Source organism: Hymenobacter miniatus (assembly GCF_016427455.1).
GTDB lineage: Bacteria > Bacteroidota > Bacteroidia > Cytophagales > Hymenobacteraceae > Hymenobacter > Hymenobacter armeniacus.
This window is the reverse complement of the sequence record NZ_JAELXR010000001.1, coordinates 377,733-394,061: the sequence shown is the minus strand read 5'-3', so window position 1 is coordinate 394,061 and position 16,329 is coordinate 377,733. Positions and strand designations below refer to the sequence as shown.

The 16,329-nt window shown below is 65.8% G+C and carries 24 protein-coding genes; 10 read left to right on the top strand and 14 right to left on the bottom strand.

Going from position 1 to position 16,329, the window contains the following annotated elements:
* Nucleotides 1-218 precede the first annotated feature (218 nt).
* On the bottom strand, nt 219-413 hold the full coding sequence (locus JAO73_RS01805) for a hypothetical protein (RefSeq protein ID WP_198975462.1): 195 nt from the start codon (nt 411-413) through the stop codon (nt 219-221).
* Nucleotides 414-510: 97 nt separating this feature from the next.
* Here JAO73_RS01805 and JAO73_RS01800 point away from each other — a divergent pair, with 97 nt between their 5' ends.
* The 3 genes from JAO73_RS01800 (at nt 511) to JAO73_RS01790 (ending at nt 2,397) form a co-directional block, all read left to right on the top strand.
* Nucleotides 511-1,089: a thermonuclease family protein gene (locus JAO73_RS01800; protein ID WP_317191184.1), complete on the top strand. Its 579-nt coding sequence runs from the start codon at nt 511-513 to the stop codon at nt 1,087-1,089.
* A 59-nt stretch (nt 1,090-1,148) separates the two neighbouring features.
* Nucleotides 1,149-1,895: a hypothetical protein gene (locus tag JAO73_RS01795; RefSeq protein ID WP_198975459.1), complete on the top strand. Its 747-nt coding sequence runs from the start codon at nt 1,149-1,151 to the stop codon at nt 1,893-1,895.
* A gap of 79 nt (nt 1,896-1,974) precedes the next feature.
* Nucleotides 1,975-2,397, top strand: a complete 423-nt coding sequence (locus tag JAO73_RS01790; RefSeq protein WP_198975456.1) for a hypothetical protein — start codon at nt 1,975-1,977, stop codon at nt 2,395-2,397.
* Between the two features lie 105 nt (nt 2,398-2,502).
* Here JAO73_RS01790 and JAO73_RS01785 read toward each other — a convergent pair whose 3' ends face one another.
* Complete coding sequence (locus tag JAO73_RS01785) at nt 2,503-2,985, bottom strand: hypothetical protein (RefSeq protein WP_198975455.1); 483 nt, start codon at nt 2,983-2,985, stop codon at nt 2,503-2,505.
* Between the two features lie 289 nt (nt 2,986-3,274).
* Here JAO73_RS01785 and JAO73_RS01780 point away from each other — a divergent pair, with 289 nt between their 5' ends.
* A complete protein-coding gene (locus tag JAO73_RS01780; protein WP_198975454.1) occupies nt 3,275-3,511 on the top strand; it encodes a hypothetical protein in 237 nt (78 codons plus the stop codon).
* Between the two features lie 38 nt (nt 3,512-3,549).
* On the opposite strand, the gene JAO73_RS01775 is transcribed toward JAO73_RS01780, so the two are convergent.
* A complete protein-coding gene (locus JAO73_RS01775; RefSeq protein WP_198975452.1) occupies nt 3,550-3,975 on the bottom strand; it encodes a hypothetical protein in 426 nt (141 codons plus the stop codon).
* A gap of 269 nt (nt 3,976-4,244) precedes the next feature.
* Here JAO73_RS01775 and JAO73_RS01770 point away from each other — a divergent pair, with 269 nt between their 5' ends.
* From JAO73_RS01770 to JAO73_RS01760, 3 genes are read left to right on the top strand one after another with little or no spacing between them, the layout of a single operon-like run.
* Nucleotides 4,245-4,712, top strand: coding sequence for a LexA family protein (locus JAO73_RS01770; RefSeq protein WP_198975451.1), 468 nt, complete (start codon nt 4,245-4,247; stop codon nt 4,710-4,712).
* Nucleotides 4,713-4,714: 2 nt separating this feature from the next.
* Nucleotides 4,715-6,040, top strand: coding sequence for a Y-family DNA polymerase (locus tag JAO73_RS01765; RefSeq protein ID WP_198975449.1), 1,326 nt, complete (start codon nt 4,715-4,717; stop codon nt 6,038-6,040).
* 57 nt (nt 6,041-6,097) lie between these two features.
* Nucleotides 6,098-6,358 (top strand): hypothetical protein, encoded by a 261-nt coding sequence (locus JAO73_RS01760; RefSeq protein ID WP_198975447.1) that lies wholly within the window; start codon nt 6,098-6,100, stop codon nt 6,356-6,358.
* Between the two features lie 18 nt (nt 6,359-6,376).
* Here JAO73_RS01760 and JAO73_RS01755 read toward each other — a convergent pair whose 3' ends face one another.
* The 8 genes from JAO73_RS01755 to JAO73_RS01720 form a co-directional block, all read right to left on the bottom strand.
* Nucleotides 6,377-6,835, bottom strand: coding sequence for an NUDIX domain-containing protein (locus JAO73_RS01755; protein ID WP_198975446.1), 459 nt, complete (start codon nt 6,833-6,835; stop codon nt 6,377-6,379).
* Between the two features lie 67 nt (nt 6,836-6,902).
* Nucleotides 6,903-7,544 carry a PD-(D/E)XK nuclease-like domain-containing protein gene (locus JAO73_RS01750; RefSeq protein WP_198975445.1) on the bottom strand — a complete coding sequence of 214 codons (642 nt, stop codon included), beginning with the start codon at nt 7,542-7,544 and terminating at the stop codon, nt 6,903-6,905.
* Between the two features lie 34 nt (nt 7,545-7,578).
* On the bottom strand, nt 7,579-7,827 hold the full coding sequence (locus JAO73_RS01745) for a hypothetical protein (RefSeq protein WP_198975444.1): 249 nt from the start codon (nt 7,825-7,827) through the stop codon (nt 7,579-7,581).
* 124 nt (nt 7,828-7,951) lie between these two features.
* Complete coding sequence (locus JAO73_RS01740; RefSeq protein ID WP_233168629.1) at nt 7,952-8,659, bottom strand: hypothetical protein; 708 nt, start codon at nt 8,657-8,659, stop codon at nt 7,952-7,954.
* A 65-nt stretch (nt 8,660-8,724) separates the two neighbouring features.
* Nucleotides 8,725-9,039: a DUF3846 domain-containing protein gene (locus tag JAO73_RS01735; RefSeq protein ID WP_198975443.1), complete on the bottom strand. Its 315-nt coding sequence runs from the start codon at nt 9,037-9,039 to the stop codon at nt 8,725-8,727.
* Nucleotides 9,040-9,070: 31 nt separating this feature from the next.
* Nucleotides 9,071-9,328: a hypothetical protein gene (locus JAO73_RS01730; protein ID WP_198975442.1), complete on the bottom strand. Its 258-nt coding sequence runs from the start codon at nt 9,326-9,328 to the stop codon at nt 9,071-9,073.
* A gap of 44 nt (nt 9,329-9,372) precedes the next feature.
* Nucleotides 9,373-9,693 carry a hypothetical protein gene (locus tag JAO73_RS01725; RefSeq protein ID WP_198975441.1) on the bottom strand — a complete coding sequence of 107 codons (321 nt, stop codon included), beginning with the start codon at nt 9,691-9,693 and terminating at the stop codon, nt 9,373-9,375.
* The gene (locus tag JAO73_RS01720) at nt 9,683-10,135 is read right to left on the bottom strand and encodes a hypothetical protein (protein WP_198975440.1); all 453 of its coding nucleotides are present in this window, start codon (nt 10,133-10,135) and stop codon (nt 9,683-9,685) included. The genes JAO73_RS01725 and JAO73_RS01720 overlap by 11 nt, the downstream gene beginning before the upstream one ends.
* A gap of 197 nt (nt 10,136-10,332) precedes the next feature.
* Here JAO73_RS01720 and JAO73_RS01715 point away from each other — a divergent pair, with 197 nt between their 5' ends.
* The 3 genes from JAO73_RS01715 to JAO73_RS01705 all read left to right on the top strand — a co-directional run bounded on the left by JAO73_RS01715 (nt 10,333) and on the right by JAO73_RS01705 (nt 12,771).
* The gene (locus JAO73_RS01715) at nt 10,333-10,749 is read left to right on the top strand and encodes an SLOG family protein (RefSeq protein ID WP_233168628.1); all 417 of its coding nucleotides are present in this window, start codon (nt 10,333-10,335) and stop codon (nt 10,747-10,749) included.
* A 1,256-nt stretch (nt 10,750-12,005) separates the two neighbouring features.
* Nucleotides 12,006-12,308 (top strand): hypothetical protein, encoded by a 303-nt coding sequence (locus JAO73_RS01710; protein WP_198975439.1) that lies wholly within the window; start codon nt 12,006-12,008, stop codon nt 12,306-12,308.
* Nucleotides 12,295-12,771 (top strand): M15 family metallopeptidase, encoded by a 477-nt coding sequence (locus JAO73_RS01705; RefSeq protein WP_198975438.1) that lies wholly within the window; start codon nt 12,295-12,297, stop codon nt 12,769-12,771. Before JAO73_RS01710 ends, JAO73_RS01705 begins: the two co-directional genes overlap by 14 nt.
* An 89-nt stretch (nt 12,772-12,860) precedes the next feature.
* Here the strand turns inward: JAO73_RS01705 and JAO73_RS01700 are convergent, their stop codons facing one another.
* From JAO73_RS01700 to JAO73_RS01690, 3 genes are all read right to left on the bottom strand, one after another.
* Nucleotides 12,861-13,265 (bottom strand): response regulator, encoded by a 405-nt coding sequence (locus JAO73_RS01700; RefSeq protein WP_198975436.1) that lies wholly within the window; start codon nt 13,263-13,265, stop codon nt 12,861-12,863.
* A 31-nt stretch (nt 13,266-13,296) separates the two neighbouring features.
* Nucleotides 13,297-15,783, bottom strand: coding sequence for a PAS domain-containing sensor histidine kinase (locus JAO73_RS01695; RefSeq protein WP_198975434.1), 2,487 nt, complete (start codon nt 15,781-15,783; stop codon nt 13,297-13,299).
* Between the two features lie 132 nt (nt 15,784-15,915).
* Entirely contained in the window at nt 15,916-16,272 is a 357-nt protein-coding gene (locus tag JAO73_RS01690) for a hypothetical protein (RefSeq protein ID WP_198975432.1), read from the bottom strand.
* Between the last annotated feature and the right edge of the window lie 57 nt (nt 16,273-16,329).

Genomic DNA, 16,329 nt, shown 5'->3' with positions numbered 1-16,329 from the left:
CGCTCGGTGCGGAAACCGACGACCGTAGCCCGGACGTGGACATACTGGCCGGGGCGCTTGGCTGCTTCGGCCGCTGTCAACTCTGGCGGTGTCGTCGAGGCGGCAAGTCCAAGACCTGCTATTGCCAACATCATAAAACGCTGCACCTTCAACCATGGGCGCGTGTGAGCGGAGCCGGCGAAGCTGCAGCTATGCTTCATCCATACTTTAGCCATGCTTTAGCTACGGTTCAGGGCACGGGAAACCTCGGCCTCGGGGAGGTGGGTGAACTGGCAGAACTCAGCCACGGACACGTAGGCACGGGCAGGCTTATCGAAGTGCTTGCGGATGCGCTGCAGCAGGACCTTGGCGGTGCTGTATTTGGTGCCGATTAGCTGGGCTGCCTCCTTCGGGCAGATGCAGACCTGGGGCATAATGGGAGGGTTTTGGGTAAAAGTGGCAGGCTAAGATACAACCGCTAAAACCGGGCCGTAGGTTCGGCCCATGTTGTGTAAACGGATTATTTCGAGGGTGAGCGGGCTCGCATTGGCGGGGCTGTTGGCGGGGGGCTGCATTGGCAGCCGGTCCGATGACTTCTCGGTCTCGTCGCTGACCGTGCGCGCCGCTGCCGCCGCGGAGGCGGCCCGCGTTGTGCGCGTCATCGACGGTGACACTTACATCGTGCTCTCGGGCTCCAGCACCTACCGGCTGCGGCTGCTGGGCGTGGATGCGCCGGAGCAGGACCAGGCGTTTGGGCCGCAGGCTACGGACTCGGTGGCGCGGCTGCTGGCGCCGGGGCGGGTGGTGCTGGTGGCGCGGGCCGGCCTGGACCTCTACGGCCGGACGCTGGGGGCGGTGCTACTGCCGGTGTCGACGGTGGCCGCGGCGGGCCGCGCGGTGCCGCTGGATTCGCTGCTGGTGGTGCGGGGCTGGGCTTGGGCCTACGACCCGAGCCGGACGGTGGCGGGGCGGGCACAACAGCAAGTGGCGGCGCAGCGGGACAGGCGCGGGCTGTGGAAGTGCGGCGTAAGCCAAGCCGTGCTGCCCAAGCTGTGGCGGTCCTTCAATTCTGAAATCAAGCGGCGCTACCGGGTTGGCTGCACCTGGTAACAAAGCCGCGCAAGTGAAAGCAGCCGGGTTCTTACTCTCATTTTTTATCCCCTTTTCTCATGGCCTCTCAAACTGGCATTCTGGGACTGCAAGGCACGGTAGGCGGCCTTGTCTTCTCCAAAAACGGCACTGTCCGTCAAAAACCCGCCTCCAACAAAGCGGCCTTCTCTGGCTCGGCCAGCATGGCCCGTACCCGTGAAAACGCGGCTGAATTTGGCTTGGCGGCCAAGTACAGCAAGCTCTTGCGCGACTCGCTGCGCGTGGCTATTTCGGCGGCCAGCGACAGCCGCGTGACCTCGCGCCTCACGCAGAAGATGCGCGAGCTTATCGGCCTCGACGACACGAACGACCGGGGCCAGCGCGTGTTCGACGCTTCGAACTCGGCCCCGTTGCTCGGCTTCAACTTCAACGCCGGGGCCGGCATCGGCCAGACCATGTACTTCCCCTATGAAGTATCGGGCGCCGGCGCGGACGTGACGATGCGCATTCCGGCGCTGAATCCGGCCAGCGACATTGCCGCACCGCAGGGTGCTACGCACTTCGAGGTGGTGTTTGCCGCCTCGGAGCTGGACATGGAGGCGCTGACCTACACGAACGGCGTGGTAGCGGCTCCGCTGGGCATTCTGCCGCTGAATGGCGCGCCGCTGGCGAATCAGGCGGTGGTGGCCACCTTCCCCGCGGCCCCGGCTGATGCTTCGCTGGTGGTGGGTGTGGTTGGCATCAACTTCTACCAGCAGATTAATGGCAAGTTCTACCCGCTGAACAACAACAGCACGAACCCCCTGGCCATTGAGTACGTGGCCTAGCCTTCGGGCACTTTGGTACAGAGCGGCCGGCCACTAACGGCCGGCCGCTCTTTTTTCCACTCCTTACTTTTTGCTAGTTATGGCACTTACAGCCTATCAAACCCAATTCAAGCGGCGCATGAAGCGCGCCATTAAGCTCCGCGCCAAAGCCGATGCCAAGGCCCGGCGCTATGCTCAACTGTTGGCCGACTCCATTGGAGCGGCCGAGGACGCCGCCGCGCAGATGAATGCGCTGAACCAGCTCTACAACGTGGACGTGAGCACCTACACGCTGCTTACGCAGGCGCTGCACGCCAATGGCGTGAAGGGTGCCCTGGTGGACGAGCTGGGAAACAGCACGCCCGGCGAAGAACTGGTGCTCTTCAACCAAGTGGCGGACGGCAACGGCGGGCAGCCGCTGCCGGACAATCCGCTGTTTGGTGAGCTGGTGGCGGGTACGCCCATCACTCCCCCGGCGCCGGCTGATGCGGCTCCGGCCAAAGCACAAGTGGCAGCTGACTAAGCAGAGGCTAGAGCCGCGCTGCCTAATCAGCTGTTGCAAGCAAATGAAAAGGCCGGCTTCCTTCGTTGGGAGCCGGCCTTTTTGCGTGTGCTGCCGTGCGGAGCCTTATAGGAGGAAAGCCGCACGGGCGCCCTGTTTAGCTGCCTCCAGCGAGGGATAAGTGGCCGTGGCAATTTCGTATTGGTCTTTGCGCGCGGTGGTGTTCTGCACGTACTGCTGGGTGGCCAACTGGCCCAGCACGTTTTCGGCGACTACGATGCTGACCTCACGCACACCGGCCTTAAATGCCCGAATGTTCCAATCGGTGGTAAGCCAGTCTTGTACGGGTTTGGGGATGGCACCCATGCGGCGCACGTCGCCAATCCAGCCCCACGGGTGCTCAGCGGTGGCGTGGGCCTCGTAGTACGCCAACCCGGTTTCCATGATGTTTATAAATTCCGCTCGGTTAGCGAAGCCGTGAAACTGGACGATGACACAGGGAACAAGGGCGTCGACCAGCACGGAGCCATAGGATTCGGAAAGTATAACTTCGTCGGGCATGGCGTGGCGCTGGTTTTCTTCAAAGGTAAGGTCGGCCGTAGCAGTCATGCGTGGCGGCAACTTCAAGCAGGGGCTACCTTCGCAGCTCCTTCAACTACGCTTCCCTTGGCTGTCGCGGTTTGCAGCAAACGGACAACCTTGGATTCCTGGTGATGACAGAACTAACAAACGGCTTCGGCAAAGTGTACCTCACGACGGAATTTGATGAGGCGAGCGGTTGGGTGTACAACAACTGGGTGGGGTATCAAACGCAGCCAGGAATCATTGTGGGCGCAGACGCCTGTTTGATTCCGCTGCAAAAAATGCCTGCGCGTACCTGCTCAACGACAACCGGGAAGTGGTGGGGCCCTGGGACCACGCCGTGGAGTGGATTGTGACGGATTGGGCGCCGCGGGCCCTGGCCATCGGCTTGACCTACTTCGCCAACGTGGTCAGCCCCGACTCCATGGCGGCGCTGTCGGCCGAATCGATGCGCCTGGGGTTGGATGGGAAACTGCACATGCGCATGTTTGGCAACATGGAGGAGGCCAAGGCATGGCTGCGTGAAGCGCAAATGGAAGCGGGGCAGAAGTAACTTGCCAGCTCCCCAGTGGAAACCGCGCGGTATGGCAGCTAAGCGGCTTGTAGCTCCTCTTCGCGGTAGCAGTCCCAATAGCCGTTGTCGAGGTAGTAGACGTTGATGCGCTGCACAAGGCCCGTGGCGGGGTGGCGCTCTTTGGTCTGGCCGCGCCAGGTAATGGCGGCGGGGGCGCTGAAAGTGGGCTGCACGCGGTGACCGATGCCGAACGCGAAGGCCTGGGCGGTCGGCAAGGCAACGGGCGCCTCTTCCTCGGGTTCGGCAACGGCTCCGCGGGCAGCAGGGGCCTCGCAGGCCTGCTCGTGCCAGGCCAGTAGGTCGTGGCAGATGGGGCACAGCTCGGCGTCGGTGGCGGCTTGGTAGTCGGCTTGCGGGTCGTCGGTTATGAAGTCGGTGGTTCCGTCCAGGTCGGGCGCCTGGGCGGGGTCTAAGGTCACGGTGCGGGTAGCTGATTTCGGCATTTTAGTGGGGATGGATAGCGCAATAGGGAGTGAAACCAATGCCAATTTAGATAGCACCGAATGGCTCGGCAAATTCCAGCTTCAAATTTATTATGCTGCTCATCAACTTTGATACCTCTATATTATAGATAATTACCAACGTGTTATGCGCTTGTTGGAAAAGTTTTTGGCCTGAGTGTCAGGCGCAAATGCCAATTCGGTTAGCCACCGCATAAACTAATATAATTAGCAGGCGTTTATTTGGGGGTTCAACCCATCCTACTCGCCTTATGCACGACGTCCTGCTTATCCCGGTGCTTGAAGCGCCGATGCCTGCCTTCCTGCCGGTGTTCAGCTACCGGGTACCCGCTGGATTCCCCTCGCCGGCCACCGATGAGCTGGAGGGTGAATTCAATCTAAACCAGCTGCTGTTTCGGCACCCTTCGGCCACGTACATGATTCGCGTGGCGGGCGAGAGCATGAGCGGAGCCGAAATTCATGCCGGCGACTTGCTGGCGGTCGACAAACACCTGGAGGCCGACCACGGGCACATTGTGGTGGCCGTGCTGGATGGCGAGGTGACGGTGAAACGCCTGGAGCGCAAAGGGGAATCGTGGTGGCTGGTGCCGGCGAATCCGGCCTTTAAGCCCTACCAGATTCGGACCGGGGAAGAACTGTTTATCTGGGGCGTGGTGACGCATGTTGTTCACGAACTGCTGCCGGGCCGGCTCGCTGCCCTGCTTCATAGCCGCGACTAAGGATGTTCGGGCTGGTGGATTGCAACAACTTCTACGTGAGTTGTGAGCGGGTATTCATGCCCCGGCTGGAAGGAAAGCCGGTGGTGGTGCTGTCGAACAACGACGGGTGCATTATCTCGCGCTCGGCCGAAGCGAAGGCGCTGGGGCTGAAAATGGGGGACCCTTATTTTCAGGTGAAAGACTTTTTGAAGCAGCACAACGTGCAGGTGTTCAGCTCAAACTACACGCTGTACGGGGATATGTCGCGGCGCGTGATGACGTACCTGGGCGCATCGGTGCCGGGGGTGGAAATCTACTCGATTGACGAGGCTTTCCTGGACCTGGGCGGCCTGGAACAGCATTTGACGCCGTATCTCGGGCACCTGACCGACTTGGCCCAACGGCTGCGGGCGGGCGTGAAGTCTCATACCGGCATTCCGGTGTGCGTGGGCGTGGCGCCGAGCAAGACGCTGGCCAAGCTGGCCAACCGGCTGGCCAAGAAAGATGCTTCGCTGGGTGGGGTGCTGTACCTGGACTCGGCCGAGCGGCGGGCCTGGGCGCTGAAGCAGGTGGCGGTGGGCGACGTGTGGGGCGTGGGCCGGCAGTACGCGCAGAAGCTGACGGCGGCGGGCGTGGACTCGGCGGCCGACCTGGCGCGGGTGTCGGAGGCCTGGGCGCGCAAGCACCTGGGCGGCGTGGTGGGGGCGCGGCTGGTGCGCGAGCTGCAGGGCTACCCCTGCGCGGGCTTGTCGCCGAGCGAGGACGGGACGCTGCGCCGGCAGAGCATCAGCCACTCGCGCACGTTTGGGCGGCCGTTGCGGGAATGGCCGTCGGTGCTGGGGGCGGTGTCGGCGTTCGTAGCCCGGGCGGCGGAGAAGGTGCGCAAGCAGGGCGACCTGGCCCACGTGCTCACGGTGTCGCTCAGCAAAAGCCGGTTTGGGCCCGATGCGGGCGGGCACTCGCGCTCGGCGGTGCTGACGCTGCCGATGGCCACCAGCGACACGCGCGAACTGACGGCCCGGGCCCGGCTGCTGCTGGGGCGGCTGTGGGAACCGGGCGGGCAGTACGTGAACGCGGGCGTGGTGCTGTCGGGGCTGGAACCTCCGGGGGCGCAGCAATTGGGCCTGTTTGCAGAAGCCCCGCCGCTGGTGACCGGAGCGGCCGACGTGCGCAGCGCCAAAATGATGGCGGCGCTGGATGGCTTGAATTCGCGCTTCGGGCGAGGGACGGTGCAGCTGGCGGCCTCTATGGCGCCGAAAGCCGGCGAGCCGGCGCCCTGGAAGGGGCAGGCGGCGTGGCGCACGCCGGCCTACACCACGCGACTGGAGGACCTGTTGGTGGTCTACTAACTTTTTACGGGCTGGCTGGCGGCTGGCTTTTTCTTCTACCCTTTATTCTTAACTGCTATGCAACAGTTCTTGCCAGACGCGGAATCTATCACGGAGTTTTGTGGACCTTATGAGGCCCGCGGTTTCAAATTTGAAGTGGTGCTGTCGCCTCATTTGGGCGGCTACGGGCTGCGCATGCAGTTCGGGGAAGGCAGCTCCGTTTCTCCCATATTCCCATTGCCGGCTTCGGAAATGGACAGCCCGGAAGCGGCGGCGCGGTGGATGGCGCACCTGCGCGACGAGCAGCTTAGCCAATTCTCGTACTTGCTGAGGCAATGACCACGCTGCGCTGGTTAATTAAGCCCGGCGTCCGAATACATCTTTTAACACCTCGGGCAGCCACTCACCGGTCGCCAAGGACAAGGTGTCGGCATAAGTAAAGAATCGGGCTTCAAAGGTTTCTTCCCCGTCTGGCCTTGGCGTGCCGGCGACAATGCGGGCAGCGTAAACGGTCATGACGTAGGCCACCTCGTCCCCGTTTTGGTAGTTCACCCGGAAGTTCGGCCCACCATAAACGCCCAACAGTTCGTCTACTTCTACCTGGCAGCCGGTTTCCTCTTCCATCTCACGGATTGCGGCCTGCTTCGGGTCCTCGTCTACTTCCACCATGCCGCCCGGGGCCACCCACACGTTGTGATTAGCGTGACGAACCAGCAATACTTTTCCATCCGCGTCAAATGCCAGTATGGTTACAGAAGGCAACAGCAGGAGGTCGGGACCCACTTTGTTTCTGAGGTTTTTGAGATAGGGGGACATGGGGTCAAGCAATGAACGTAAGCCGGGCATAAACTACGACAGCCGACCATTTTTCCGCCGGCACGGTTCAGCGAGCCCCTTGCCGGACGCAGGCCTTCAGCAGCCGCTCGTACTTTTTGCGGCCCTGTTCGAGGAGGCCAGGGGCCGGCGTTACTTCAAACTGCCAGACCTCGAACGGGCTTTTTTTCTGAACACCAATGATAATGAAGCGGGCGGCGCTTAGCAGGTCGGAGTATAGGGCGGCTTGGCGGTCGTAGTCGTACTGCTCGATGGTGGCGACAAAGTGGGCATAATCCTGGGCGCTGGTGGTTTTGAAGTCGACTAGCACACGCCGGCCCGTTTTGGGGCTGGTGATTAGCAGGTCGGGGCGCACTTTCACGGTGAGGCCGGTGGCCTCGTGGGTGGCGGTGTGGGTCTGCTCGGCCTGGCCTCGGTAAAGGAGGTCCCGGCAAAAGCGTTGGCGGCGCACGGCGGCGGCCAGTTCCTCTATCTGTGCCCACGGTACGCGCTGGGTGGTGCGCTGGTACTGGTCGGGCTCCAGTACCGCCGTGTGGAAGTGGCTGCCGAAAGCCAGGGCCTGCGGGTTGGGCTGGCGGGTGATGCCGAGGGCCCGGTTTTTGGCTTCGGTTAGGTCCGTGTTGGAAAGGAAGGGCAGGGCGCGGTGGGCTTCCTGCGTCAGGCCGGCGTGGTGGCGGTGGTTGGTGAACATGGCGGCGTTTAGGGAATTGCGGTTTGGAATGGGGCTATTGGTAGCGGTCGATGATGCAGGCCAGGCGCTGGCCTTCGTCGGCGCGGTGCAGCCAGATGTGGGAGCCGCCGCAGCCGACTTCGTAAGCCGGCTCGGGAAACAGCCGGCGCACGTCGGGGGCGAGGTCGCGCACGTCGGCCAACGGGGCGGTGGTGGTGACCAGTTGGGCCAGCTCGGTGAGGCGGGCGGCTTCCTCGGGGGAATTGGGGGCTTGCTCCTGGCGGAGTTCGGGGAGTTGCAGCATGGGAATGGAAATGAAGCGGTGAGGAATTGAGCCGGGCCGTGGGCCGCTAGCTCTGGCGGTATCGTCGAAGGGTGCCGCCGATTCGGACGGGGCCAGCTGTGGCGGTGCTGGCCCCGCCCGGTGGTTAGGCAGCCGCGGCCGGCGCGTCTTCGGCGGCTTCGAGCTGCTGCCCCAAAGGGGTCACTTGGTCCTCGGCCTGGGGCACGGTGTAGCCGGCGCTGGTCTTGATTTCGGCCAGGCCGGTGTAGGTTTCTTCGCGCCAGATGGGGAAGTCCTCGGCAAACTCGCACAGGGCCTGCACCTCGGCCGGGTCGGCGGGCGTGTAGCTGAATTGGGCGATGTAGTAGGTGGCCGTTTTCTCGTCCTTGATGGTCTGCTTCTTCTCGGCCGTGATTTTCACCTTCACGTCGGCCAGGGTCAGGTCGTCGTAAAACAGTGGCTCGATGAGGCGGTATAGGTTCTCGACGCTGTAGCCGTGGAAAAGCACGGCGCACACGGCGCCTTTGGCGTCGACAAAAAACAGCTCGGCCCACGTTTTGCGGCCCATGTTTAGGATGTTGTCGGAGAAAATGCGCCAAGCCAGGGGCACAAATTCCAGCGAGTTGCCAAGCGGGGTGATGCCGCCGATGTTGAACTGGCCGGCCTTCGCGTCGAAACGAATCTGGCGTGGATGGCCAGCCAGGTAGCGGAAGCGGCTCGTTTCGGTGACTTCGCCGCTGGCCTCGTCCACGGTGGGCGTGAGGTAGGCGCGGGTGGGCGGCGGGGTGATGGTCAGGGATGCATCAGGGGCGGCGGCTGCGGCACCTGCGGCGGTGGTTTTGGGAGTTGCCATGTGGGCGGTGAGTGGGAAGTAAAAAAGCGGGGCCAGTTGTCGGCCGGCCCCTACGCCGTTTTTGGTTAGCGGAATTGCTTGTCGTGGCAGAGGATGGCGCGGCCCACAATGCAGTCGACGCCGCGGGCGGCGGGCTGGTGCTGGTGCCAGAGGTAGGTAGCCAGCAGATTGAGGTAGGCCGGGTGGCGGAACTTGCCTTCGTCGTCGATTATCAGAATCAGCTCGGGCGTGAGGCGCACCACGTCGACGGTCTGGCAATCGAGCATGGCGTATAGCTCGGGTAGCTTGAAATTCTTGCCGTTGGCCGGGCTGACCGGCTGCGGCTGGGCGCTGTGCGGGTCGAGCAAATGGGGCTGGTAAGTAGTAGCGGTGGCAGGCATCAGAATGCGGTTTTAAGAGTTGAAAAGCTGGCTATAGGGGAGCGTAGGCCACGGTGCCGGGGTAGGCGTGGGCGCTGGCATGGAAAAGCTGCACGGCGGCGGCCAGCGCCTCGTAGCAGCTGCCGCCGGTGGCGTGGTATTGGCTGGGGCAGCCGGCGCCCGCCGGGGTGTAGATGGTGATGTTGTAGCGGGTGCCCTGGGCGAAAGCGTAGCCGCTCACCGAGCAGCCGGGCAAGGGAAAGCAGGCGGCGGCAACCTGCTGAAAGCTGGGAGCGAGGCAAGCGGGCATGGTGGGGGCAGAAGGGGCCCGCGCGACGGGGCGCGGGCCGGTGGCTACTGAATGGGGGTGCCGTACCTGGCGGCGTACCTAGCGCGGGCGGCTCTTTCGGCGGCGGCCCTGGGCGTGGCGTGGTAGGCAGCGGCGGCAGCGGCATAAGCGGCGCGGGCGGCCTGACGGTGGCGGGCGGCGGCTAAGAGCTTGCGGAAACGGCCGGGGCCAAAGTCATTATCCCGAATTTCCCACAGGGCCCGGTCGGCGTAGTATTTGACCGACTGCGCGCGGGCCAGCACCTCGTAGGGCGTGAGCTGGGCCGGGGCCGGCATGGGGGCCGCCCCCACTGCGGGAGCGGCCGGGGCGCACGGGCTAAGCAGCATGAGCCACCAGCTGGGGAGCGGGGGAATAGCAGCACCGGCACTGGCCTAGCGCGTCGCGCCCTTCCTCGCACACGACGCAAACCACCTCGGGCGCTGGCTCCTGTGCTGGTGCGCCGCTAAATGCCTGCTCTGCCGCCGACAACACGCGGGCGGCGTGGCCCTCGGCGGCCTCGGCCAGCATGACTACCCCGGCGGCCTGCTCTTTGGCGGCCTGCGTGTAGTGAGCCACGGCGGCGGCAATGGCCGCGAATGGGCACGAAAGACCGCAAGCGAAGTGCGAGACCCAACCGTGCTCCGTGCCGGCCTGCGCGACGAAATAGTGAACTCCGTACTGCGGGCGGGCGGCGCTGCCGGTGATGCTGACGTGAACGCCGGCGGCATGAAGTGCGGGACCACACCAAGCGGCGGCGGCCAGCTCTGCGAATTGGAAATGAGTAAACATGACCTGTAGGTGATAGGTGGTGAAATGCACTGCGACGCGGGCCGGGCCCTGCGCGCGCCGCTGGCGCAAAGCGCCGGGGGCCTCTCCCCCGACTACTATACAAATATACGCTAAATGTGCGCTAATGATACACTTATTGATAATAATAGTTATCCACATTTTACACATAAGTGCGCTAATATTTCGTAACTTGCAGTATGGAAAAAGTGCAAAGCGAAGGCGGCGCCGGCAAGGGAATGACGGTGGCGGTGGTGGGCAGCCGTGGCATAGCAGCGTGCCCCGCCCTGCTGGCCCGGCTGCGCGAGCTGGCCCCCGACCAAGTGGTGAGCGGCGGCGCAGCCGGCCCCGATACCCTGGCCGCTGCATGGGCACTGGCCAACGGGGTGCGCCTGCGCGTGCTGCGGCCAGACTATACCGCCCACGGCGGGGCCGCGCCCCATGTGCGGAACCGGGCAATAGTAGCCGCTGCCAACCTGGTGCTGGTGGTGTGGGACGGCCAAAGCCGAGGCACGCTGAGCGCCGTCCGTGCCGCTGCTGCCCTGGGCCGGCGCTGCGAGTGGCTGGCGGCCCCGGCACCTGGCGCGGGGCCAGTGCCGGGCGGGCTGGGCCTATGAGGCCCGCACCGCTGGAACTGGCGGCGGTGGCCACCAGCAAGCCCCCGACCCAACAAACACTAAATGCCCTTGGCCAGGGGGAGCGGGGGCCGGCCTTGAGGCCCCCGGTGCGCGCGCAGCCGCACCACAGCCCGAAGGGCACCTTATGAGGGCGTAGCGGCCGGCTTCCGGCTGCGGAGCCCGAGGCAATGCAGAGTGGAATGGAGCATATTACGGGGGTGCGGGGGACTCCCCGCTGAGCACCGGCCCGCAGGGCACCTAATTCAGCCAGGGGCCGCTAGTGCCGCTGTAGCTGCCTGTGTCGCATCAGGCCGCGCCCTGGCCTTAATACCGTCGAATCAGACGCTGCTCCAGCTGGCTTTTGTGGGTGCGTGGGGTACGGCCAGGGGGCCGCGCATGAGAAGTGCTGACCAACGGGAGGCGCTGACCTTGCGCATCGGCAACCTGGGCCGGCGCGGTGGGCTGGCGTATGGATGCTTTGGGGGTGGGTAGACAGAGGCCGGCCGAATGGAGCGACGGGCTGCCGGCAAGCGGAGGCACGCAGCGCAGTCCGGCCGCCCGTCGCGGAATGAGGTGGGCCGGGGCGCGGGTTTGCGGTAGGGGCTGCTGGCCGACCGTCGGGAGGCGTGCTGCCCCGCTGACGGTGATTCTGGGGCTTCCTGGTCTCTGGTGGCGGGTGGGGAGAGGCTGGCCGACCATGGGGAGGCGGGCCGGGGCGGTGGCTTTGGTAGGGGCGGCTGGCTGACCAGCGGGAAGCGTGACGCCCCGTTGGCGGTGGTGCTGCAGCTTCACAGAATCGGGAGTAGGCGGGTGGGTAGAGCGCGGGACGAGGCGGAGCGTCGGGGCGGAGGGCCCATAGTGAGCGATGGAGCGACCAACGGGAGAGAGGGAGCGAACGGAGGGCTCCGCAGCCCCGATGCGAAGCCGCGGCCGGCGCGGGCGGTGGGTTGTGGTAGGGGCTGGCGGCGCTTTTTTGGGCGCGGCCTGCCCCGCTGCCGGGCCGTAGCTGGCGAGTCGCTGAGCCGCTGCCGAAATGTGCAAGGGATGGGAAGGGCGCGCCCAGCGGGCGCGGTGCGCAGCACGGAAGCGAAGCGCACCCCTGGACAGCCCGACCCCCGGAGCGACCAACGGGCGCGGAGGGGGATGCACCCAAAATAGTTATATCCCGCAGAAGTTGAAATCAGCTCGACGCAAAAGATAAAGATGCCGTATTATTGTATATAAGTGCGCTAAACATTCGCGCACTTATTTATACCATGTTATTCAGCAGCTCGAAACTTGGCCACATTGGCCAGATAATTAGCACCGGCGCGGTCTGGGAAATCGGTACCTCGGCCTTCACCCCTCCTACTGCCAACGAAATCGAAACCTTCGTGCACGTCGTGATTCAAGTGGTGGTGGGCATCGTGACGATTTATGCGACCGTGCGCAAGATGTTCCAGAAGCCGGAAACGGTGGTGAAGCTGCCGGCCGTGGGTGCGGTGGTGGCGCCGCCCGTTGTGCCGGCTCCTGCGGCCGTTGACCCCACTCCTGCCGATGCTGGCCATGTCGCCGAGTAAGCCTGCAGCCGCTGGCGCCGCGCTGCCGCCTCGGCGTTGGGTGCCCTCGCTCACGCCGGCGCAGGTGCAAAGCCAGGCGGTACGGCTGCGGCAAGCGGTGCCGAGCCTGGCGGCGGCATACTCGGAGGCGCTGCGTCGGTGGGTGGGTGACCCGGTGCTGCGGCTGGCCGGGCTGCCCATCATCACGGAGTGCTACCGGAGCCCGGAGCGTCAGGACGAGCTTTACAAGCAAGGGCGCAGCAAGCCGGGGCCGGTGGTGACCTACAAGCGCGGGGGCGAATCCAACCACAACAAGGTGCCTACGCCGGCGCTGGACGTGGCGTTTCTGCTGGCTGATGGGTCGGTGTCGTGGTCTGGGCTGTTGCTGAGCAAGTTTGCGCGGCTGATGAAGGCGGCCGATGCGCGGGTGCATTGGGGCGGCGACTGGCCGGGGTTTAAGGACCGGCCGCATTTTGAGGTGTAGGGGGGAAACGATGCGAGCGGGCCGGCGGGTCCGCTCGGGTTGGGTTGCAGCAGGAGCTGGCCGGGTGGACTACGCCGCCGAAACCGCCGCTAAAAGTGCTGCTGTAGGATGGCCTCGACTTTTTCTTGGGTGAGGGGCTTGCTGACCAAGCCGGCGATTGGCAATTCCTGGAGGCGGGCCAGGTCGCGGGGGTGCAGGGAAGTGGTGAGCACGACGATGACCGGAGTGTGGTGCTGGGCCAGGGGCAGGCGCTGGTAGGCCTCGATGAATTCGAGGCCGTTCATGACGGGCATGTTCACGTCGAGCAGCACGAGCACGGGGCAGGCGGGTGCGCCGGGCGCGGGGCAGGCCCGGGCCAGGGCGTCGAGGGCCTCGCGGCCGTTTTCGGCCACCAGCAGGTGTTCGGCCAGGCCCATGCGGTCGAGCAGCAGCTGGTTGAGGAAGTTGCTGGTCGTGTCGTCGTCGACGAGAAGCACGCTGGGGAGGCGGGGCATGGGAAGGGCTGGGTGCCCGCAGGGTACGGCCCTAGCCCGGAAAAGATGCCGTGAAGGTGGAGCCCACGCCCGGCTGGCTGTGCACGGCGACGGCGCCCCCGGCGTTTTCGACAATCTTTTTGACGATGTAGAGGCCGATGCCCGAGCCCTCGACGTGGGTGTGCAGGCGCTGAAACATGCCGAAGAGCTTGGCCTGCTGGGCGGCGTCGAGCCCGAGGCCGTTGTCCTGCACTTCGAGGACGGCGGCGCCGGCCGGCGTGTGGTAGGCCCGCAGGTGCACCACGGGGGCGCGGTCGGGGGCGCGGTACTTGACGGCGTTGCTGAGCAAGTTGTACACGAGGCTGCGCAGGTTTTTGGGCGCGAGCGGCAGGGTGGCGCCGGGGGCGGCGTCGAGGCGCAGCTCGGCCCGGGCGGTTTCCAGGAGCGGGGCCAGGTCGAGGCGCACGGCGGCCACCACGGCGACCAGGTCGGCCACGCCGGCGGGCTGCAGGTGGGCCTGCTGCAGGGCGCTGATGTCGGCGAGCTGCGCCAGGGTGAGCTGGAAGCGGGCCACGGAAGCCTCCATCATGGCCAGCAGGCGCGGCACCAGGGCGGTGGGCTCGGCGGGGGTCGGCAGCTGGTCGCGCAGGGCCTGGAGCAGGCCTTCGATGTTGGTGATGGGGGCCTTGAGGTCGTGCGAGGCGGTGTAGATGAAGTTGTCGAGGTCGGCGTTGGTGCGCGTGAGCTGCTGGTTGGCTTCGGCCAACTCCCCGGCCAGGGCCCGGGCCTGGGCCCCTCCTTCTTCCACCACGCGCCGGGCCTGCACCTGGTCGGTGACTTCGTGGGCAAAGGCGAGCACCCCGTCCACCGCGCCTTGGGCGTTGCGCCGGGCCTGGTAGGTGAAGGTCCAGTAGATTTCCTCCAAGGGGGCGCCGTCGTGGCGGGCCAGCATCAGGGGCACTTCCTGGGCCACGTAGGAGTCGCCGGTGCCGTACACCTGCTGCAACAGCGCGGGAATGGGCGTATCGGCCAGCTCGGGCAGGGCTTCGAGCAGGGGCTTGCCGAGCAGGTCGCGGCCGGGGAAGATGCGTTGGTAGGCGGGGTTGACGAGCTGAAACACCAGCGCGGGCCCGCTGAGGATGACGATGGGGGCCGGCGCATCCATGAACAGGCCGTGCAGCTGCTGACGCTCGGCTTCGCGCTGCTGGCGGGCGAGCACCTGTTCGGTGACGTCGTAGGCGAAGATGGTGACGCCGGCAATGCGGCCGTCTTCGCGGTAAGCCTGGTAGGTGAAGCTGTAGTACGCCGTGCGGGGCGCCTGGCCGGGAGGTGGGGCGGCCACAAAGGGCATTTCGGCCCCGAAATACGTTTCGCCGGTGCGGTACACGCCGTCGAGCAGGGCCAGGAAGCCCTGGGCCTCAGCCTCGGGCAGGGCCGCGGCGTAGTCGAGCCCGAGCAGCGGGCGGCCGGGGAAGAGCTGCTGAAAGGCGGGGTTGGCGTACTCGAAGCGGTGGCCGGGGGAGCGCAGCAGCGCGACGAGGGCCGGAGTTTGCTCAAAGACGTGGTAGAAGGCCTCGCGCTCGCGGGCCAGGTGCTGGGCGGCCGTCAGGGCTTCGGCCTGGGCGGCCAGGGCGGCCCGGATGTGCGCCTGCACGCGGACTTCGAGCTCCTGGTTGAGCTGCTGCAGCTGCCGGCGGGCCAGCACCTGCTCGGTGACGTCGTAGGAAAAGTCGAGCACGCCGTCGACCTCGCCCGCGGCATTGCGCAGGGGGTGGAAGATGGCGTTGATGAACACCGGCGGCCCCTGGCCGGCGGGGTCCGCGTCCAGGGTCAGGGCCAGCTCGTGGCTGATGAAGGGCTCGCCGGTGCGGTACACGTCTTCGAGCCGTTCGATGACGGCCTGCACGCCGGCCTCGGGCATGGCTTCGCGCACGGGGCGGCCGAGCAGGGCGCGGCCCGGGAAGTAGTCCTGGTAGCGCTGGTTGACGAGGGCGTACACTAGGTCGGGGCCGCGGTAGGCGGCCACCTGCGCGGGCAGGTGCAGGAGCACCTCGTAGAGGTGCTGGCGCTGCTGCTCGGCGTGGGCGCGGGCGGCTTGCTCGGCGGCCTGGGCCGCGCGCAGGGCTACTTCGACGGGCGTGCGGGGCTGGTCGGCGGTGTCGGTGAAGCTGACGAGCAGGCCCGCGCCGGAGCGGCGGGCGGCCAGGCGGTAGTAGTTGTCGTAGCCGTCGGCCTGGTAGTTGACGTTGTATTCGCGCGGCTCGCCGGTCTCAAAGGCCTCGACGTGGAACTGGAAGGTGCCGTGGGCGATGCTGTGGGGCCACTGCTGGTTGTGGGTCACGGTGGGCCGCTCGGGCATGGCCATCATGCGCTGGGCGGCGGGGTTGAGGTACTCGAAGGTGAAGTCGACTATCGCGCCCGAGCCGCCGGGGTCGTAGATGGGCGTGTAGAAAATGACGCCGGTGAGCGAGACGGCCAGCAGGTCGTTGAGCAGGGCATCGGGCGGGGCGATGGGCGCGAGGGAAGCGGCGGGCGTCATGGGCGGCGGTGGGGGCAGCGGAGGGGACAAGCGGGCGGTGCCCCGCACGGGCGGGGCCGCCACCCGGCGGGCCGAGGCGGCGGGCCGGGTCCCGAAGGTAGGCCGCCAGGCGTGGCTAAGCGCCGGGCGCGGCTAGGCCGCTGCGCCGCGCCGCTCCAGGGCCTGAAGCAGGCCGTCGATTTCGGCGGCGTCCGTGTCGATGGCGGAGAGGCCGGCGCGGGCCTCCTCGATGCGGCCGCGGCGGTACTGGTCGAGCAGGGCCTGGCCGCGGGCCAGCTGGCGGCGCAGGGCCGCGTCGAGCTGGGGCAGCTCGGCGGCGGCGGGGTAGCTGGGGCGCAGGTGCTGCTCGACCCACTGGTGCAGGGGGTTGGCGGGCAGGGCGCACAGGTCGGGCTCGGCGGGGCGCACGCCGTAGAGCACCGAGCGCAGGCGGGACTTGAACACGACTTGCTTGACGCGGGCTTGTTGAAATTCGAAGGGATTAAGCATCCGCAGGGGGAACCGGAATAGAAAGGAGCATGGCAGCGCCGGTGAAGAAAGGGACTG

Excerpts from the sequence above, each read along its gene's own strand:
- JAO73_RS01805 (WP_198975462.1), bottom strand. The coding sequence starts at position 413 with ATGCCCCAGGTCTGCATCTGCCCGAAGGAGGCAGCCCAGCTAATCGGC.
- JAO73_RS01795 (WP_198975459.1), top strand. The coding sequence starts at position 1,149 with ATGGCCTCTCAAACTGGCATTCTGGGACTGCAAGGCACGGTAGGCGGC.
- JAO73_RS01790 (WP_198975456.1), top strand. The coding sequence starts at position 1,975 with ATGGCACTTACAGCCTATCAAACCCAATTCAAGCGGCGCATGAAGCGC.
- JAO73_RS01785 (WP_198975455.1), bottom strand. The coding sequence starts at position 2,985 with ATGACTGCTACGGCCGACCTTACCTTTGAAGAAAACCAGCGCCACGCC.
- JAO73_RS01775 (WP_198975452.1), bottom strand. The coding sequence starts at position 3,975 with ATGCCGAAATCAGCTACCCGCACCGTGACCTTAGACCCCGCCCAGGCG.
- JAO73_RS01770 (WP_198975451.1), top strand. The coding sequence starts at position 4,245 with ATGCACGACGTCCTGCTTATCCCGGTGCTTGAAGCGCCGATGCCTGCC.
- JAO73_RS01765 (WP_198975449.1), top strand. The coding sequence starts at position 4,715 with ATGTTCGGGCTGGTGGATTGCAACAACTTCTACGTGAGTTGTGAGCGG.
- JAO73_RS01760 (WP_198975447.1), top strand. The coding sequence starts at position 6,098 with ATGCAACAGTTCTTGCCAGACGCGGAATCTATCACGGAGTTTTGTGGA.
- JAO73_RS01755 (WP_198975446.1), bottom strand. The coding sequence starts at position 6,835 with ATGTCCCCCTATCTCAAAAACCTCAGAAACAAAGTGGGTCCCGACCTC.
- JAO73_RS01750 (WP_198975445.1), bottom strand. The coding sequence starts at position 7,544 with ATGTTCACCAACCACCGCCACCACGCCGGCCTGACGCAGGAAGCCCAC.
- JAO73_RS01745 (WP_198975444.1), bottom strand. The coding sequence starts at position 7,827 with ATGCTGCAACTCCCCGAACTCCGCCAGGAGCAAGCCCCCAATTCCCCC.
- JAO73_RS01740 (WP_233168629.1), bottom strand. The coding sequence starts at position 8,659 with ATGGCAACTCCCAAAACCACCGCCGCAGGTGCCGCAGCCGCCGCCCCT.
- JAO73_RS01735 (WP_198975443.1), bottom strand. The coding sequence starts at position 9,039 with ATGCCTGCCACCGCTACTACTTACCAGCCCCATTTGCTCGACCCGCAC.
- JAO73_RS01730 (WP_198975442.1), bottom strand. The coding sequence starts at position 9,328 with ATGCCCGCTTGCCTCGCTCCCAGCTTTCAGCAGGTTGCCGCCGCCTGC.
- JAO73_RS01725 (WP_198975441.1), bottom strand. The coding sequence starts at position 9,693 with ATGCTGCTTAGCCCGTGCGCCCCGGCCGCTCCCGCAGTGGGGGCGGCC.
- JAO73_RS01720 (WP_198975440.1), bottom strand. The coding sequence starts at position 10,135 with ATGTTTACTCATTTCCAATTCGCAGAGCTGGCCGCCGCCGCTTGGTGT.
- JAO73_RS01715 (WP_233168628.1), top strand. The coding sequence starts at position 10,333 with ATGGAAAAAGTGCAAAGCGAAGGCGGCGCCGGCAAGGGAATGACGGTG.
- JAO73_RS01710 (WP_198975439.1), top strand. The coding sequence starts at position 12,006 with ATGTTATTCAGCAGCTCGAAACTTGGCCACATTGGCCAGATAATTAGC.
- JAO73_RS01705 (WP_198975438.1), top strand. The coding sequence starts at position 12,295 with ATGTCGCCGAGTAAGCCTGCAGCCGCTGGCGCCGCGCTGCCGCCTCGG.
- JAO73_RS01700 (WP_198975436.1), bottom strand. The coding sequence starts at position 13,265 with ATGCCCCGCCTCCCCAGCGTGCTTCTCGTCGACGACGACACGACCAGC.
- JAO73_RS01695 (WP_198975434.1), bottom strand. The coding sequence starts at position 15,783 with ATGACGCCCGCCGCTTCCCTCGCGCCCATCGCCCCGCCCGATGCCCTG.
- JAO73_RS01690 (WP_198975432.1), bottom strand. The coding sequence starts at position 16,272 with ATGCTTAATCCCTTCGAATTTCAACAAGCCCGCGTCAAGCAAGTCGTG.